The organism is Longimicrobium sp., from assembly GCF_048594345.1.
Lineage (GTDB): Bacteria > Gemmatimonadota > Gemmatimonadetes > Longimicrobiales > Longimicrobiaceae > Longimicrobium.
In genome coordinates this window covers 1-17,047 of sequence record NZ_JBMDXM010000236.1, presented here as the reverse complement: position 1 = coordinate 17,047, position 17,047 = coordinate 1, and the positions used below count along the sequence as shown (strand labels likewise).

Below are 17,047 nucleotides of genomic sequence, written 5' to 3'. Positions count from 1 at the left end.
TTTCCGTTCTCCGGGCATGTGGGTTCTCCTGAAGATAACGGAACAGACAGTGGACGGTACAGACACCAATGGGGCCGCGCTCATTGTGCCAGCCGCGTGCACGTAAGCGCAAGCCCGGACGGGTTTTCTGCGCGCCTGTGACTCAAAGGGAACGTCGCGGACGCCGGCCCAGCCAGACAGCGCCGCGATTCATTCACCCGCGGCGGCTTCGGGCGGGGGCGAGCCTCGCGGACGGGAGCGCGCTCAATGCGCCAGCCGCGCGCCGGACCACATGCCGGTGACGACGGCGAGGAGGGCGACCAGGAAGCTGGCCCCTGCGTACGCCAGGGCAACGGCGTAGGCGCGGGACTGCAGCAGGCTCACCGTCTCGTAGCCAAAGGTGCTGAAGGTGGTCAGGCCGCCGCAGAAGCCGACGGCCAGCAGCGCGCGCAGGTGGTGCGGATCGTCGCGCGGAACCAGCGCGACGATCAGGCCCAGCAGCAGCGCGCCCGCGACGTTTACCGCGAACGTGTGCCACGGAAAGGCGCCCGGCCGCGCGGGGCCCAGCGCCTGCCCGGCTCCGTAGCGCAGCACCGAGCCCACCGCGCCGCCCAGGGCCACGTAGAGCCAGGGCACCTCAGTGCACCGGCGCGCGGTCGTTGGAACGGTCGTAGTCGATCAGCACCCAGTCCGGATCCAGCACCGCTTCCATCGGCTGCGAGACGGTGACGATCTCCACCGTCTGGCGGCGGTCGCGCGACTCCAGCGTGTGCGTGGTGCCGCCCACGCGCAGCACCACGGGCATCCACGCCTCGCCCGTACGCACCACCTCCACGCGCGTACGCCAGCGGCCGTGCGCAAGCCGCGTGGTCGCGCTCGCGATGGAGTAGTCCAGCTTGTCCGTGCGCTCGATCCACTGGGCAAAGAACCAGTCCAGGTCGCGCCCGCTCACGTCCTCGGCCACGCGCTGAAAGTCGGCGCCGGTTACGTGCTGCAGCCGGTGGCGCTGGTAGAAGGTGCGCAGGATCTCACGGAAGGTGTCCTGCCCCACCAGCTCGCGCAGCATGCGAAAGACGGCGGAGGCCTTGGTGTACGTCATCGCGCTGTAGATGCGCGGCGACGAGAAGTTTGCGCCCGGCTGGCCCACGACCTCGGCCGAATCTGCCCGCTCCAGCCGCTCCAGCCCCTGCATGGTTCCCCGCCAGACGGCGGTGTCGCCCTTCATCTCCCGGTACCAGCTGCTCATGAACGAGGTGAATCCCTCGTCCATCCACCCCTCGCGCCACTCGTTGTTGCCCAGGATGCCGTGCAGGTACTGGTGCGTGGTTTCGTGCACGATCAGCCCCTCGCTGGCGGAGCCGTTCATGATCAGCATGGGGAACTCCGTTCCGCCGCCCTCCAGCCGGTGCACGTTGGTCAGCTGCGGCCAGGGGTACGGACCGAACATGGTTTCCAGCCAGGTGAGCGCATCCCAGGTGCGGCGGATGGCGGCCTGCTCGTCCCAGGCCGTGTCGCCGGGAAGGTACAGGACGTGGATGCCGGGCGCGGAGTGGGCGCCGGTGGCCTCGTCGATGATGGTGCGGATGACGAAGTCGTGGATGTACCGCGGGTCGGCGCTCCAGGCGAAGTGGTGCACGCTGTCCGCGAAAAAGCGGACGCGCTTGCGCCCCTGCCCCGCCTCCCCGTCGAGGAAGCCGAGCGCGTCCGCGGCGGGCGGAGGCGGATAGCCGGTACCCAGCACCTTTTCGGTGTAGCCGGGGTCGCCCTCCACCGCCACGCCCGTGCTGCCGATCACCTGGTCGGCGGCCACGTCAAGCGTCACGTCGTAGCGGGCGAACTCGCCGTAGAACTCGCCCTGCGGCAGCAGCGGCTGCACCGCCCACCCCGTGCGGTCGTACACGGCGATGCGTGGATACCACTGCGCAAAGTCGAAGTGGCGGCCGGCGCGGCCCTGGCGGCGCGGCAGCGTGGAAAGCCGCGCGTCCCAGTCCATCACCACCTCCACCGACGCGCCGGGCGCCAGCGGGCGCGGCAGCGCGAGCGCGGCCACGGTGCTGTCCGGCGCGCCGGGGTACGCCGGGCGCACGGCCGCGCCGTCGACGGTGACGCGGGTGAACCGCTCAAAGGCGTGCTCGTCAGGACCCAGGTTGGTAAAGCGGCGCTCGCCGTACTCCAGCTCGCGCCGCGCCCAGGCGCTGTTGGGGCGGAACGCGTTCAGGTGCTGTTGGATGTAGAGGGAATCCAGCGCGCGCGACGAGCGGTTGGTGTAGCGCAGCCGGGCGCGGCCGTGCAGCACTTCACTGCCCTCGTCCAGCCGCGCCTCGATGCGATAGTCGACGCCCTGCTGAAAGTAGGCGGCATCCTGCGCGCCCAGCGGCGGCGCCGCCAGCAGCGCCGCGGAAAATACGATTCGGAGCATCCGCACGGGTCCTCACGTGGATCGGGGTGAAGTCCGAGCCAACATGCAGGAGCCGTGCGTGGGGTGCAACGGGACGTGCGAATGCGCCCGCGGAAGGCGGACGGCCAGGGAGGCGATTTCGACAGACATTCGGTGCGAGTCCGCCTCCAGGAGCGAATGAATTCGCCGCTGGAAAGGCGCTAAGTCCGCCTGCGCGGACTGCAGCCGCGAGATCCGCGCGCCGAACGGATCACGAGGATTCGGACGGCGACTTCTCAGTGGCGCGCTGAATTGGGAGCAGGACACGGTTAGACGCGGCGCTCCTGTGAAATGACACTTCGTAGTGTGTCGAAGGCTCGAACCGTCCCGAACGAGCAGGTGAAGCCCCGTTCCGCGAGCGCAAGCCAGCGGAGACGGGGCTTATGGTTTTTCCAACCGCGGGTTCACCCGCCCGACGCGGAGGCTGGCCTTCTACTTTCGAGGATCCAGGCTCTGCGTGCCCTGGCCGGGCGCAAAGCCGCCGCGGTTGTAGCCGGCGTACCCGCGCTCGTCGGGGCGGCCGCGGATGTCGGGGCGCGTGAGCTCGCCGTCGCGGCCGCCGCGCGGCGCGTTGCCGTAGCCGCGGTCGTAGCCGCCGCGGCCGCGCAGGCCGGGACTTTCGCTGTTGTACTGGCGCAGGTAGCGCGTGTCGTGGTGCACGCCGCCGTTCTCCACGTGCCGGTATACGGCGTCGTAGCCGCCCCGGGTGACCTCGGCGCTGCGGCCGTGGTGCAGCTCACCGCGAAAGTACGGGTGGTGGTACATGCCCTGGCGGTCGTACTCGCCGGGTCCCTCGTCGTAGATGCCGTCGAACCCGCCGTACCCCTGCAGGTCGTTCTCACGCACCTGGCGGTGAAAGCCGTAGGCGCCGTGCCCGGGCTGGCGCTGCATGCGCATGCCGTGGTACTCGCCGTCCGCCCAGTTGGGGTCCTGCGGGTGCGGGCGGCCCCACTCGGGGGCCATGGGATACCCGCGCCGAAAGGGATCGTCGTAGCGCCGCATGGTTTTTTTCCTCCCCTGTTGTACGTCGCGTCCTTATCTTGCCGTCCCGCACGGCAAGAAGCTTTCCCATTCACCCGACGAGGGAGCGGCGATGCGGACGTTGACCCAGAAGGCGGCGATGGTGTTCGGCGTGGTGTTTCTGCTGGTGGGGCTGCTGGGGTTCTTTCTCCCCGGCGGCACGGGGATGGAGTCGCACCCCGACCAGGCACCCAGGCTGCTGGGCCTGTTTCCCGTGAACCTGCTGCACAACCTGGTGCACCTGGCGTTTGGCGCGTGGGGGCTGGCGGCCTCGCGCAGCTACGGCGGATCGCGCGGATACCATCGCACCGGCGCCATCATCTACCTGGTGCTGGTGGTGCTGGCGTTCATCGATCCCACCACCTTTGGCCTGGTGCCCATCGGCGGCAACGACATCTGGCTGCACGCGGTGCTGGCCATCGGCCTGGGCTACTTCGGCTTCGTCCACCGCGAGGCGGGGGTGCCGGCCAACTCCTGACCGGTCGGATTCCATCGACCATCGATCCATCGCGCCCCGGCATCTTCAGCGGATGCCGGGGCGCGGCGTTTTTGCGGGGTCCGGGGACGGTGGATAGATTGCGTGCGCTGGCGATTTCCATCCACCGAAGCCGATCCCGCATCCGCCGATGCCGCAGCCCGTCATCACCATCGACGCGTTCACCGACCGCCCGTTCGCCGGCAACCCGGCCGCCGTCTGCATCCTTCCCGCCCCCGCGGACGAGGGGTGGATGCGCAACGTGGCGGCGGAGATGAACCTGTCGGAGACGGCGTTTCTGCATCCGCACGCGGACGGGTGGAGCCTGCGCTGGCTTACGCCCGCGGTGGAGGTGGACCTGTGCGGGCACGCCACGCTGGCCAGCGCGCACGTGCTGTGGGAGGACGGCCACCTGCCGCCGGACGCGGAGGCGCGCTTCCACACGCGCAGCGGCCTGCTCACGTGCCGGCGCCAGGGCGAGTGGATCGTGATGGACTTTCCCGCCAAACCGGAGCGCGAGGCCGATGCGCCGGAGGGGCTGGAGCGCGCGCTGGGCGTGACGCCGAAGTACGTGGGCCGCAGCCACTTTGACCTGCTGGTGGAGGTGGATTCGGAGGATGCGGTCCGCGCGCTGCAGCCGGACCTGGGCCTGCTGGCGACGGTGAACGTGCGTGGGGTGATCGTCACGGCGCGGTCGACGGGGGCAAGGTACGACTTTGTCTCGCGCTTTTTCGCGCCGCGCGCGGGGGTGGGCGAAGATCCCGTGACGGGCTCCGCGCACTGCGTGCTGGCGCCGTTCTGGGCCGCGCGGCTGGGGAAGGATGAGATGACGGCGTTCCAGGCCTCGCGCCGCGGGGGCGTGGTGCGCGTGCGCGCCGCCGGCGACCGCGTGGAGCTTGCCGGCCAGGCCGTAACCGTGGTGCGCGGCGAGCTGGCGCACTGAACGCGTGGAGAATCTGATCGATGCCGATGCCTGATGCCCACGGAGTGCCGCGCGACGTCACCGTGGACGGCAAGACGCGCGACGTGATCGTACCGCCGGGCCGCTTCGAGACGATGGAGACCGGCGGACGCCTGCGCGTTTCCAGCGGCGCGCCGTGGGAATCCATCGTGGGCTACTCGCGCGCGGTGCGGGTGGGGCCGCACGTGTACGTAGCGGGGACGACGGCGACGGACGAGAACGGGGAAGTCGTAGGCCCGGGTGATCCGTACGCGCAGACGATGCACGTCCTGCGCAAGGTGCAGGGCGCGCTGATGCTGGCCGGCGCGACGATGGAGGACGTGGTGCGCACGCGGATGTACGTTACCGACATCGCGCGTTGGGAAGAGATTGGCCGCGCGCACGGCGAGTTCTTTCGCGACGCGCGCCCCGCCGCCACGATGGTGGAGGTCAAGGCGCTTATCGACCCCGCCATGCTGGTAGAGATCGAAGTGGAAGCGTACGTGGCCCGATGAGGGAAACGCGGCGCACCCAGGGGTGAATCAGCCACTCTCGCACGCTGAACCGGCGCGGAAGTCCTCAGAAGAGGACAGGGCAGGATGCCGCGGGCTGGATCGACTCGCGGATGGTGCCGGATCAGGCTCCTGGCACCTGCGACAGTAGCAGCGGCGCATGCCCCGACGCGGGGTTGTGCGCCGTCGTTTTTTCCGGAAGTTGAAACGCAGCATCGGCTTACGATTCTCCAGTCGTGGAGCCGGATACAACGCTCTAGCGTGTGCGTCCACCGCGCACTATCATGGGCCCCGAACCAATCCCATTCACACTGTGAACGCAACACCCGCCTCACCCCGCGCTCCGGGGCTGGACGAACGCGTTCCTGATTTCCGGCTGGGTCCGCGGGGAGGCGGACCGGACACACGGCGGGAAGTGCCCCCAAGGAGCGCATCAAGAGCAGGACCTTGCAGTCCATCACTCCCGGCTGCCGTAACCGGCCCGGGACCTCAACGGAAACGGCAAACCCGCTGAAAGGCGGGGACGCAAAGCTACGAGGCTAACGCAAGGCCGGGCCTTGCCATGCCAGTCGAGCCGCCGACTGAGCCAAATCCCCGAATGATCCCTCACCACTTTCGTTCGCGCGCCGTGCGAGGCGCCCTGTTGGTGCTGGCCGCCGCCGCCGTAGCCGCGCCGCAGAGCGCCCACGCGCAGCGCCGCCTGCTGGGCCGCCCCGTGGCCGCCGCCTCGTCGGGCCTGGTTGCCTCCCGCTCCGTCGAAGCGCGCGGATCCACGTCGCTGCTTCCGGTGCCGGTCGAAGGCGTTACCCGCGCGCAGCTGCGCGACACGTACAACCAGTCCCGCAGTGAAGGCCGCACGCACCACGCCATCGACATCCACGCCCCGCGCGGCACGCCGGTCATCGCCGTGGCCGACGGCGTCGTCCGCAAGCTGCACAACGGCGCACGGGGCGGCCTGGCCGTCTACCTGATGGACGACGACGGCACCACGCGCTACTACTACGCCCACCTGGACGGCTACGCCCAGGGGCTGTACGAGGGCCAGCGCGTGCAGCGCGGCGAGATCATCGGCTACGTGGGCGACACGGGCAACGCCCAGCCGGGCGACTACCACCTGCATTTTTCGGTGGCGATCCTGGACAGCCCCAGCCGCTGGTGGGAGGGCGAGAACCTGAACCCCTACGACCTGCTGGCCGGCCGCTGATCCTTGGCCTGGTCCACGCAATCCGCCGCCCCGCCCGACACGTTTCGGGCGGGGCGGCTTGCGTTACGGGGTGTCTGCCGAACCCAAAGTGTTGACTTCCTGAGGCTGAGAGGGGTGTCGCCAAACCGCACCTGCTCTTACCGGTAGCACACTGTCATCCTGAGGGAGCGCACGCCCGAACTTTAATAACCACAAAAGCTTGCGCGCGACCGAAGGATCTTTGTCGGGTCGCGCGAGGGCCAGCCCTCGGAGCTGTTCAAGTTCCTCGGCCAGGCAGGCAAGGTCCTTCGGTCGGCGCCAAACTCCATCGTACAACCAGGTCACGCGCGGCGCCTCCCGCAGGAAATCAACGCTCGTCGATGGTTCGGCGACACCCACTCCACTCAAGTTCAGGGGTGACGATTTCAGTCGATGACGATCAGCCTCTTGACCGCGGGTAGCGTGGCCGCAGGTTGAGGGACGTCAGGCCGCTTCCCCCGCCCGTCCGGTGCCGATGCAGATCGAGAACCTGTCCGCGACGCTGTCCGTGCTGTCGGCGATGGTCACGCCGGCGGTGCTCATCCTGGCCAGCAGTTCGCTGATCCTGGCCACCTCCAACCGCCTGACGCGCGCCGTGGACCGCACGCGCACCATCTCCGAGCGCGTGGCCGACCTTGCGGCCGAAGAGGCGGACCGCACGATGCTGGCGGAGGAGCGCTCGCTGCTGTTCGATCAGCTGGGGCGCACCTCGCGGCGCGCAAAGCTGCTCACGCGGGCCATGACGCGGCTGTACATGGCGCTCGCCATCTTTATCGCCACCAGCGTAAGCATCGGGGTGGTGGCGGTGACCGAGGTGGCGTACGCGTGGATCGCGCTGGGGCTGGGGTTCATCGGCGCGATCCTGCTGTTCTGGGCCAGCCTGCTGCTGATCCTGGAGTCCCGCATCTCCCTGACCGCCGTATACGACGAGATGGAGTTCGTGCAGGCGCTCGGCCGCCACTACGCGCCACCCGGCGACCTTGCCGCCCGCGCCGCCCGCCGTCGCCCATGGCGGCGAGAACGATGAGTTGTCCTCGGCGCGTTGAACTCCCATGAGATTCGTTTCGGAGAATCTCATCCTCATGCCGAGGTCGCAAAAGATGGGGGGTACAGAGGGACAGAGAACAGCCAGAGAGACAGAGGACAAACGATCTTCCTCTGCTCCTCTGGCTCTTGTCTGCCCCTCTGTACCCCCGCTTTGCCGGGATTGAAGATACCGTGTGTTCGGCGGAGGACTTCAGAGAAACGCAATTACTCGTTCGCCTGCTCCAGGCCCTGGGGCGAGGTGGCGGAGTGGTCGGCGACGTCGCGGGCGCCGGCCTGGCGGGCGCACGAGGCACAGCAGTAGAAAGTGCCGTTAGCGTCGATGCCGTGGCCGATCACCTTGCATCCGCAGTGCGCGCACACCGGCGCCAGCTTGTGGATGGCGCACTCGAAGCTGTCGAACACGTGCCGGTTGCCGGCCGTGATCACCTCGAACGCCAGGTAGTAGTCGTTCCCGCACACCTCGCACTTCGCCATCGTCCCCTCCCGTGGTAAATCGGCCAACCCCGCGTGGAAGCCGCGGGGTGCCTGCATCCACCGCGCCACCCACGGTGCACGGGCGGCGGCACGCGCGTCCGCCGTCCCGCATCGACTCATCCCGCTACGGCTTTCGCGTCAAGGTGACGGAGGGCTGAGTGCGGCTGGGCATCGTCAGCGTTCGCCCATCCTCCGAGAACCGGAAGACGAACTCGGAAGGAAAGCCCTCCCACTGGAACTCCGTGGGTGAGATCGGCGACGCGATCACCGTCATGTGCTCGCTGTCGATGCGGGCGCGCAGCACGCCGTCCAGCGCCTCGAAGCGCACCTCCATCGCCGGATCCGCCGATGCGTACCCGCCGGCGAACCGCTGCACCGCCGCGCGGTTCAGGGTGATCGGCTCGCGCTCCTCCGTCACGAACGGCCGCCGGCGCATCTGCCCCACACACGACGTGTCCAGCCCCGCAACCGAGCCCTGGCGGATGAAGCGGACCAGGAGCGCATCCACGCACTCACCGCCCACCAGCCCGAAGTAGCTGTGCGCGGCGGAGGGCACCACCACGTGCAGGCTGTTGCGCATCGCGGCGGCCGCCGCTTCGCCGGACGCGGGTGGCGTGACGGGATCCAGCTCGCCCGAAACCAGCACCGTGGGGATGTCGGAAGGTAGGCGCTGGTGGTAGTGCCCAGGGACCGCGTACGTGGGCCAGCCGCGGCACGCCGTCTTCTGCTGCTGGACGCGCCAGTCGGCCAGCAGCGTATGCGCGTCGTCGCGGGCGGCGGCCGCCGCATTCACGAACGGCACGTCTTCGCTGCAGGTGATGGCCAGGTACAGCCCCCACTGCAGGTTTCGCTGCGAGCCCCGCCGGTCCTGCAGCGCGGTCCGCAGCGCGGGGCGGTAGTCGCCCTGGAACGCCCGGTGAACCAGGTACGGAATGCGGCCCGCGGCGCTTACGTCGTACAGCATCCTGCGCAGAAGGTCCACAAAGGTCGCTCGCGTCAGGGTCAGCCGGAGCCGCGCCCCCGTTTCGGGATCGGTGATCTCCGCCGTCGCCGGCGTGGCCGCCAGCCGGTCCGCGACCGCCCGCACCTCGCGCGCAAAGTCCGGGAACGCCGCGGCGCACGCGGCGTCAGCCCGGCAGTCCCGCGCGACGCCGGCGAGCGCCGACTCCATCCCCCGGGCAAAGTGCGCGGGCTGGTAGTAGCCGAACGGCACCACCCCTTCCAGCGTCAGGCTGCGCACGTGCCGCGGATAGGCGCGCGCGTAGACCTGCGCCGCGCGCGTGCCGTACGACGCCCCCCACAGGTCCAGCCGCTCGTACCCCAGCGCCCGCCGCACCGCCTCGATGTCCTGCGCCAGCTCCTGGTAGCCGTAGCGCGTGAGGTCCGCCGTGCGGCCCAGTTCCTCCAGACAGCGGGCCGTCCGCTCCGGCGGCAGGTAGTCGCCCAGGAAAGACTGCGGATCGCCCTCGTCGCGCATCTGGCACTGCAGGGGCGCGGAGCGGCCGGTGCCGCGCTGGTCCACGAACAGCAGATCGCGCTCGTCGCGCAGCACGTCGAACTTCTCCCCCACCCACTCCATCATGGTCGTGGCTCCCTGCCCCGGCCCGCCGCCGAACACCGCGAGCGCCTGCCGCGCCGGGGCCGCCGACCGCGCGGGGAGGATGACGACGTTCAGCGCCAGCATTCTGCCCGGATCGTCGCGGTTCTCCGGCACCTGCACCGTGCCGCAGCGGGCGTCGGCCGCGGTGCCGGGGTGGCAGGGGCCGGGCTGAAAGGCCGGCGCCTGGGCGTGCGCGGGCGCGGCGAGGGCGAGGGCCGCGGCGGCCAAGGTGCGGCGCGCGAGGGAGCGAACGTGCATGGCGTGTCCGGGGGATCGGGTAACGTGCGGTGCCGGCAGGATGAGAACGGCGCGGGGCCGCTCCGGCGCGGGTGACCTTTGGATGGCGCCGGAAAACATACGGTTTACCGTCGCTCTCGGCCGCGACGGATTCTTCGTGGCGCTCCTTGTGGGACGTGCGTGCGGCGCGAATCTTGTTCGCGTGTCGGAACTCCATCGATCCTTTGTCTGGCCAACGCCTCCGCTCTCGACGATGCAGACGTCCGGCCCCACACTCCCGGCAAGCGGCCCCGCCCCCACGCGATCCACCTTCGCGCAGATCCCCCTGGCCTCCGTGGAGTGGGACGGGGAGGGACGCGTGACGCGGTGGAGCCCGGAGGCGGAGGCGCTGTTCGGCTGGCACGCGGACGAGGTGATGGGACGCCGCGCCACCGAGTGGCCGTTCGTGCACCCGGACGACGACGCACAGGTGCGGCGCGTGGCGTCGGACCTGCGCGAGGCGCGCGCGCTGCAAACCTTTTCCGCCAATCGCAACCTGACGCGCGACGGGCGCGTGCTGCACTGCGAGTGGTACAACACGGCGGTGGTCGACGCGCACGGTCGCACGCAGGCGCAGCTGTCGCTGGTGCTGGACGTGACGGAGCGGGTGCGCGCCGAGCGCGCCGCGGACCGCACCCGCCGGCTGCAGTCCGTCACCGAGGCGCTGTCGGAGGCGCTGACCCCCGCGCAGGTGCTGGCCGCGGTGATGGACCACGGCATCGGCGCGCTGGAGGCCGACGCGGGGGTGATGGTGCTGCTTAGCGCGGACGGCGAGCAGCTGGAGCTGGTGGAGCAGCGGGGCTATCCGCCCTCGGCGGCCGGCGGATGGGAGCGCTTTCCGCTCGCCGCCGGCGTCCCCATCGCCGAGGCGGTGCGGCGGGCCGAGATCATCATCGTGGACTCGCCGGAGGAGCGCGACCGCAAGTATCCCCTGCTCAGCGGACAGCAGGTGGTGTATCCCGTCTCCCTTTCCGTCCCCCTGATCGTGGAGGGACGGCGGCTGGGGGCGATGGGGCTGGGCTTTCGCGCCGCGCGCGACTTTCCCGACGACGACCGGGCGCTGATGATGGCGCTGGCCCGGCAGTGCGCGCAGGCCATCCGCCGCGCGCTGCTGTTTGACGCGGAGCGCGCGGCGCGCCGGGCGGCGGAGGAGAGCGAGGAGCAGTTTCGCACCATGGCCGAATCCATCCCCCAGCTGGCGTGGATGGCGGACGCGCAGGGGGCCCTGTTCTGGTACAACCAGCGCTGGTACGACTACACGGGGACGGATTTCGGGACGATGCAGGGGTGGGGATGGCGGACGGTGCACCACCCCGACCACGTGGACCGGGTAACGGAGCGGTACACCGCCGCGGTGCAGGCCGAGGTGCCGTGGGAAGACACCTTTCCCCTGCGCGGCCACGACGGCCGGTACCGCCGCTTTCTTTCGCGCGCGCTCCCGCTGCGCGACGCGGAGGGGCGTGTGGTGCGCTGGTTTGGCACCAACACCGACGTGGAAGAGCAACTGCGGGCCGAGGAGGCGCGCGCGGCGCTGCTGGAAGAGGCGCAGGCCGCACGCGGCGCCGCCGAAGAGGCCAACCGCGCCAAATCCATGTTCCTGGCGACGATGAGCCACGAGATCCGCACCCCCATCAACGCGGTGATCGGGTACGCGGAGCTGCTGGACATGGGGATCCAGGGCGCGCTGAACGAGGGGCAGCGGGGCTACCTGGCCCGCATCCGCGCCAGCAGCCAGCACCTGCTGGGGCTGGTGAACGACGTGCTGGACTTCGCCAAGATCGAGGCGGGGGAGATGGGGTTCACCGCCCGCCGCGTGGAGCTGCGCGCCTCCGCCGCCGAGGCGGTGGGAATGGTGGCGCCGCAGGCCGAGTCGCGCGGTGTGGAACTGCGCGAGGAGCCGTGCCCCCCCGGCGCCGGCTACCTGGCCGACCCCGACCGGGTGCGGCAGATCCTGCTGAACCTGCTGTCCAACGCCATCAAGTTCACCCACCCGGGCGGCACGATCACGGTGCGCTGCGTCCCCAACGGCGAGCCGCCGGGGCAGGCCGCCGGCGCGGGGCCATGGGCGTGCATCGAGGTGCGCGACACGGGGATCGGCATCGCGGCCGAACAGCTGGCGCGCATCTTTGAGCCGTTCACCCAGGTCGACGGCACGCACACGCGCGAGGCGGGCGGCACCGGACTGGGGCTGGCCATCAGCCGCCGCTTCGCCCGGCTGATGGGGGGCGAGCTGACCGCCCGCAGCCAGCCGGGCGAAGGCTCGGCCTTTTTCCTCTGGCTGCCCACCGCGCCGGCGGAGGAGGGGAGCGAAACCGTCGATGGGTCAACGGTGGAGGACCCGTTCTGGCCCGCCGCCGCCGGCGAGGTGCCTGGGCTGCGCGAGGCGGGGCGGCTGCTGGAGGAAAGCCCGGATCGCGTGGTCGAGGTGTGGGTGCGGCGCATTCAGGGCGACCCCGGCGTTCCCGGCGCGCACGCGCTGGACCGGGCGCGCCTGGAGGACCACACGCAAACGCTGGTGCTGGAGATCGGCCGCGCGCTCACCATCCTGGACACCACCGGCGGCGCGCCGCTGATGATGCGCGACGGCGAGAACATCCAGCGCACCCTGGCGCAGCTGCACGGCCTGCAGCGCGCGCGGCTGGGCTTCGCCGGCGACGAGATCCGCCGCGAGTACGCCGTCCTGCTGGAGGAGATGGAGGCCCTGCTGCACGCCCACCTCCCCGCCCGCGCCCCGGCGGATCCGGAGCCGATCGCGGGGATGATCCGGCGAATGATGGGGCGCGTGCTGCGGGTCGCGCTGGAGAGCCATGCGTCGCTGCCGGACGACGAGCGGCGGCGGGACTGTGTGAGGGTGTGAGGGTGTGAGGGTGTGAGGGTGTGAGGGTGTGAGGGTGTGAGGGTGTGAGGGTGTGAGGGTGTGAGGGTGTGAGGGTGTGAGGGTGTGAGGGTGATGGAGTCAGCCGATGCGTCCGCGTCCCGCACCCACGCGTACCCAGGAAGTTGACTTCCTGAGGGAGCGCCACGAGAAACCGTCCGCCACACAACCGCCAGCGCGCGACCGAAGGACCTTCTTTCCGGCGCGGTGGGGCCAGTTCCGTAGATCGACACCAGCCCCACGGTGTTTTCCCGTTGCGGACGCGCAGGTGCCCGGGACGCCGCACGTGCTCGGGCCGCCTGTGTCCGCGAAGGCGGACAGTGTGAGGTTGTTGCCGCGATTTCAATCGCTCTCGTGAGGCCGGCGGAGACGAAGGGGGCACACCGCGACATCTCCACGCGCACCGCACTCTGAACTACCGCGAACCTGCCATTCCGCGAAGGCGGAATTCGTGTAGTTGTTGCAGCGAATTCATTCGCCCTTCGGAGACGGCACGATACCGGATCAGAATCGCCGGTTTCAGGATTGTCCGGCGCGAAGCTTCGGACCGCCACCCGGCTACACGATGATGATCCTGCCGGGATCGAAGCCGGGGACCGCGTCGTCGGGGTAGCCGCGCTGGTTGGCGACGACGCGGGTGCCGCCGATCTCGTAATCCACGCACAGGTGTGTGTGGCCGTGCATCCACACCGCCGCGCGTCCGTCCAGCAGCCATTCCAGGTCGCTGGCGTACGCCGGGGTCGCGGGATGGTCGTGGAACAGTGGATTGACGGATCGCAGGCTGGGCGCGTGGTGGGTGATGACGACCGTAGGGCCGTCAAACGGCGTGTCCAGGCGCTCCACCAGCCAGTTGAGGCTCTTCTGATGCGTCGCCCGCGCATCCATCGGGCGGAAGCGGCGGTACTCCGGATCCACGCGGATCACGCGAAAGTCGTTCATCGCCGCCTGCGCGGCCGCCATCGAATGCTGCCGCTCGCCGAACAGCTCAAAGTCCGTCCACAGGGTGCACCCCAGGAAGCGCACCCCACCGATCACCGCCTCCCGGTTCTCCATCAGGTGCACGCCAGACCCCTCCGCCGCCGCGGACAGCTTGTGGTTCAGGCGCGGGATGGACTGGCCGTAGTACTCGTGGTTCCCCGCCACGTACAGCACCGGCCGGTCCGGGAACCACTCCTTCGCCCGCTCCACGCCCTTCAGCCCCGTGGCGGTGTCACCCGCCAGCACCACCACGTCCGCCTCCGTCTCCGGCGGGTCGTACGGCGCAAACTCCGTGTGCAGGTCGCTCAACAGGTGGATCTTCATGCGGGCGCGGCGGAAGGAATCAGGGTGCAAGGGCCAGCAAGGGCGAATGAATTCGCGGCAACAACTACACGAAGTCCACCTTCGTGGACTGGCGGCTAACTGCCGGGGCCAGGCTCCTGTGCACGCCCGGGCTCATCTTCGTCCGACGGGAGTTCAAGGAGCGGGTAGGACGTTCCATCCGCGTGATGTTGCTCCTGATTCAGAACATAGCCGCGGATGCGCTCCACGTGCGAGGTGGAGAGGCTGAACGCGCCGTACTTGCCCTGCCACCGGAACGCAACGCGCATGCGCTGTCCAAGCATGTGGGAGGATGAGCCCTTTACCTGTTTCACCAGATCCGCCACGGTGATCGTCGTCGGGATGCGGACGAGCAGGTGCACGTGGTCCGCCACCCCTCCGAACGCAATCACCTCCACGCGCATCTGCACGCACTCGGCACGGATGCACCGGTCGACGGCCTCCATCAGGCGCGGCGTGAGGAGCGGCGCCCGATTCCAGGTCGCCCACACGAGATGCAGATAGAGCTGTGTCCACGGTGCAGAGCGCATCGGTAAAACTCCGTCAAAGGTGAACAAAGTGTGCAACGCTCACAACACTATCTGAAAACATTAGTCCCGCCAGTCCGCGAAGGCGGACTTCGTGTAGTTGTTGCAGCGAATTCATTCGCCCTTGCTGAGCCGGCCCAAGATCTCTCTGCTATCGCGCACCTCTACGCCTCACCGCCGTCCCCCGTCACCCCCACCCCCACCCCGGGTTGCCGCCCGGCCCGCGCGCCGGTTATCGTTGCGCGCGCAAATCGAAGAATCACAAGCGGATCGGATTGATGAACGTTCTGAACGTGCAGGATCTCAAGAAGAGCTACGGCACACGCACCGTGTTCAGCGGGGTGTCGTTTGCCGTGGATGAAGGCGAAAAGGTGGGCTTCATCGGCGTGAACGGGTCGGGAAAGTCCACCCTGTTCCGCATCGTCGCCGGCGTGGAAGGGCACGAGGGCGGCACCATGGCCTTCAAGCGCGACATCCGCGTGGGCTACCTGGCCCAGGAGCCCGAGTTCGACCCCGGCGCCACCATCCTTTCCGCCGTCGCCGGCGGCAAGCCCGAGCTGCTGGAAGCGATCGGCGAGTACCACGACGTCGCCGAGCGGCTGGCCGCCGGCGAGGGCGACGTGGACCGGCTGCTGGCGCGGCAGGAGCGGGCCGCCGCGCGCATCGACTCGCTGGGCGGATGGGACTACGAGCACCGCATGGAGGCCATCCTCACCCGCCTGGGCGTCGACCACTGGGAGCGGCCCGTGGAAGGGCTCAGCGGCGGCGAGCGCAAACGGGTGGCGATGGCGCGCGTCCTCCTTCAGGAACCCGAGCTTCTGATGCTGGACGAGCCCACCAACCATCTGGACGCCGACACCGTCGCCTGGCTGGAAGAGCACCTGCAGGGCTACCCCGGCGCGGTGATGCTCATCACCCACGACCGCTACTTTCTGGACCGCGTCGTTTCGCGGATGCTGGAGGTGAGCAGCGGCGAGCTGACCAGCTATCCCGGCGGATATACCGAGTATCTGGAGGCCAAGGCGGAGCGCGAGGAGCGGCTGTCCATCGAAGAAGAGAAGCGCAAGAAGCTGATCGCGCAGGAGCTGGCGTGGGTGCGCCGGCAGCCGTCCGCGCGCACGGGAAAGCAAAAGGCGCGCATCGGCCGGCTGGGCGACCTGGAAAAGGAGCAGCAGGACAAGCGCGCCCCAAACCGCAACACCGTCGAGATCACCGCCAACGAGGCGCCGCGGCTGGGCCGCACCGTGCTGAACCTGCACCACGTCAGCAAAGGCTTCGGCGAGCGGGTGCTCATCCGCGACTTCAGCGGCATGCTGCAGGGCGGCGAGCGCATTGGCATCATCGGGCCCAACGGCGCGGGAAAGACCACGCTGCTGCGCATCATCCTGGGCCAGGAGCCGCCGGATACGGGTGAGGTGGAGACGGGCAAGAACACCCGCATCGCCTACTTTGACCAGAAGCGCGAGGACCTGAACCCCGAGCACAGCGTCTACCAGGCCGCGGCGGATAGCGACTGGGTGATGGTGGGCGGGGAAAAAACGCACCTGCGCAGCTACCTGGAAACCTTCCTGTTTCCCCCGGAACAGCAGCGCCAAGTGGTGCGCTCGCTCAGCGGCGGCGAGCGCAACCGGCTGCTGCTGGCGCGCCTGTTCCTGCAGGACGCCAACCTGCTCATCCTGGACGAGCCCACCAACGACCTGGATCTCGTCACCCTGCAGGTGCTGGAGGCGGTGCTGGCGGAGTGGCAGGGATGCGTGCTGATGGTCACGCACGACCGTTTCTTCCTCGACAAGGTGGCCACGGGTCTGATCGTCTTTGAAGGCAACGGCGTTCTCCATCGCCACGCCGGCAACTACGACCTGTACCGCCGCCTCAAGGAGCAGAAGGAAGCCGAAGCCGCCGCCGCGGCGGCCGAGACCCGCAAGCCCGCTGCCTCCTCCCTCTCCGCCGGCGCGGCAAAGAAGGACGGCGCGCGCAAGCTGAGCTGGAAGGAGCAGAAGGAGCTGGCGGGAATGGAAGCCGCGATCATGCAGGCCGAAGCGCGCAAGGCGGAGCTGGAGGCGCGCCTGGCCGATCCCGCGCTCTACGCCCAGCCCGCCGACGAGGTGGCGCGCGTCACCACCGCCTTTCGCGAAGCCGGCGAAGCGGTGGATGCCCTCTACGCGCGCTGGGCGGAGCTGGAAGAGCTGGCGGGGTGAGGGGTGTGAGGGTGTGAGGGTGTGAGGGTGTGAGGGTGTGAGGGTGTGAGGGTGTGAGGGTGTGAGGGTGTGAGGGTGTGAGGGTGTGAGGGTGTGAGGGTGTGAGGGTGTGAGGGTGTGAGGGTGTGAGGGTGCGGATGAAGGC

The 17,047-nt window shown here is 69.4% G+C and carries 14 protein-coding genes and 1 riboswitch; of the genes, 7 read left to right on the top strand and 7 right to left on the bottom strand.

Annotated elements, in window-relative coordinates:
- Nucleotides 1-243: 243 nt before the first annotated feature.
- The 3 genes from crcB to ACOJUJ_RS24355 form a co-directional block, all read right to left on the bottom strand.
- Nucleotides 244-615 carry a fluoride efflux transporter CrcB gene (gene crcB, locus ACOJUJ_RS24365; protein ID WP_420129526.1) on the bottom strand — a complete coding sequence of 124 codons (372 nt, stop codon included), beginning with the start codon at nt 613-615 and terminating at the stop codon, nt 244-246.
- 1 nt (nt 616) lies between these two features.
- Nucleotides 617-2,398 (bottom strand): M1 family metallopeptidase, encoded by a 1,782-nt coding sequence (locus ACOJUJ_RS24360; protein ID WP_420129525.1) that lies wholly within the window; start codon nt 2,396-2,398, stop codon nt 617-619.
- A gap of 450 nt (nt 2,399-2,848) precedes the next feature.
- A complete protein-coding gene (locus tag ACOJUJ_RS24355) occupies nt 2,849-3,418 on the bottom strand; it encodes a hypothetical protein (RefSeq protein ID WP_420129524.1) in 570 nt (189 codons plus the stop codon).
- A gap of 91 nt (nt 3,419-3,509) precedes the next feature.
- Here ACOJUJ_RS24355 and ACOJUJ_RS24350 point away from each other — a divergent pair, with 91 nt between their 5' ends.
- The 5 genes from ACOJUJ_RS24350 to ACOJUJ_RS24330 all read left to right on the top strand — a co-directional run bounded on the left by ACOJUJ_RS24350 (nt 3,510) and on the right by ACOJUJ_RS24330 (nt 7,612).
- Complete coding sequence (locus ACOJUJ_RS24350) at nt 3,510-3,914, top strand: DUF4383 domain-containing protein (protein ID WP_420129523.1); 405 nt, start codon at nt 3,510-3,512, stop codon at nt 3,912-3,914.
- Nucleotides 3,915-4,062: 148 nt separating this feature from the next.
- Nucleotides 4,063-4,854, top strand: a complete 792-nt coding sequence (locus tag ACOJUJ_RS24345; RefSeq protein WP_420129522.1) for a PhzF family phenazine biosynthesis protein — start codon at nt 4,063-4,065, stop codon at nt 4,852-4,854.
- Nucleotides 4,855-4,967: 113 nt separating this feature from the next.
- Nucleotides 4,968-5,366 (top strand): RidA family protein, encoded by a 399-nt coding sequence (locus ACOJUJ_RS24340; protein WP_420129536.1) that lies wholly within the window; start codon nt 4,968-4,970, stop codon nt 5,364-5,366.
- 487 nt (nt 5,367-5,853) lie between these two features.
- Nucleotides 5,854-5,945: riboswitch (cyclic di-GMP riboswitch) on the top strand.
- A 16-nt stretch (nt 5,946-5,961) separates the two neighbouring features.
- A complete protein-coding gene (locus tag ACOJUJ_RS24335; protein ID WP_420129521.1) occupies nt 5,962-6,567 on the top strand; it encodes a M23 family metallopeptidase in 606 nt (201 codons plus the stop codon).
- A 493-nt stretch (nt 6,568-7,060) separates the two neighbouring features.
- The gene (locus ACOJUJ_RS24330) at nt 7,061-7,612 is read left to right on the top strand and encodes a DUF2721 domain-containing protein (protein ID WP_420129520.1); all 552 of its coding nucleotides are present in this window, start codon (nt 7,061-7,063) and stop codon (nt 7,610-7,612) included.
- A 224-nt stretch (nt 7,613-7,836) separates the two neighbouring features.
- Here ACOJUJ_RS24330 and ACOJUJ_RS24325 read toward each other — a convergent pair whose 3' ends face one another.
- Nucleotides 7,837-8,106: a hypothetical protein gene (locus ACOJUJ_RS24325; protein WP_420129519.1), complete on the bottom strand. Its 270-nt coding sequence runs from the start codon at nt 8,104-8,106 to the stop codon at nt 7,837-7,839.
- A gap of 124 nt (nt 8,107-8,230) precedes the next feature.
- Nucleotides 8,231-9,964 carry an alpha/beta hydrolase gene (locus ACOJUJ_RS24320; protein ID WP_420129518.1) on the bottom strand — a complete coding sequence of 578 codons (1,734 nt, stop codon included), beginning with the start codon at nt 9,962-9,964 and terminating at the stop codon, nt 8,231-8,233.
- 232 nt (nt 9,965-10,196) lie between these two features.
- On the opposite strand from ACOJUJ_RS24320, the gene ACOJUJ_RS24315 reads away from it, so the two are divergent.
- Entirely contained in the window at nt 10,197-12,839 is a 2,643-nt protein-coding gene (locus ACOJUJ_RS24315) for a PAS domain S-box protein (RefSeq protein WP_420129517.1), read from the top strand.
- Between the two features lie 576 nt (nt 12,840-13,415).
- On the opposite strand, the gene ACOJUJ_RS24310 is transcribed toward ACOJUJ_RS24315, so the two are convergent.
- Together ACOJUJ_RS24310 and tnpA are read right to left on the bottom strand one after the other, a co-directional pair.
- The gene (locus ACOJUJ_RS24310) at nt 13,416-14,159 is read right to left on the bottom strand and encodes a metallophosphoesterase (protein ID WP_420129516.1); all 744 of its coding nucleotides are present in this window, start codon (nt 14,157-14,159) and stop codon (nt 13,416-13,418) included.
- A gap of 95 nt (nt 14,160-14,254) precedes the next feature.
- Complete coding sequence (tnpA, locus tag ACOJUJ_RS24305; protein ID WP_420129515.1) at nt 14,255-14,707, bottom strand: IS200/IS605 family transposase; 453 nt, start codon at nt 14,705-14,707, stop codon at nt 14,255-14,257.
- A gap of 275 nt (nt 14,708-14,982) precedes the next feature.
- On the opposite strand from tnpA, the gene abc-f reads away from it, so the two are divergent.
- A complete protein-coding gene (gene abc-f, locus ACOJUJ_RS24300) occupies nt 14,983-16,902 on the top strand; it encodes a ribosomal protection-like ABC-F family protein (RefSeq protein WP_420129514.1) in 1,920 nt (639 codons plus the stop codon).
- The last annotated feature ends 145 nt before the right edge of the window (nt 16,903-17,047 follow it).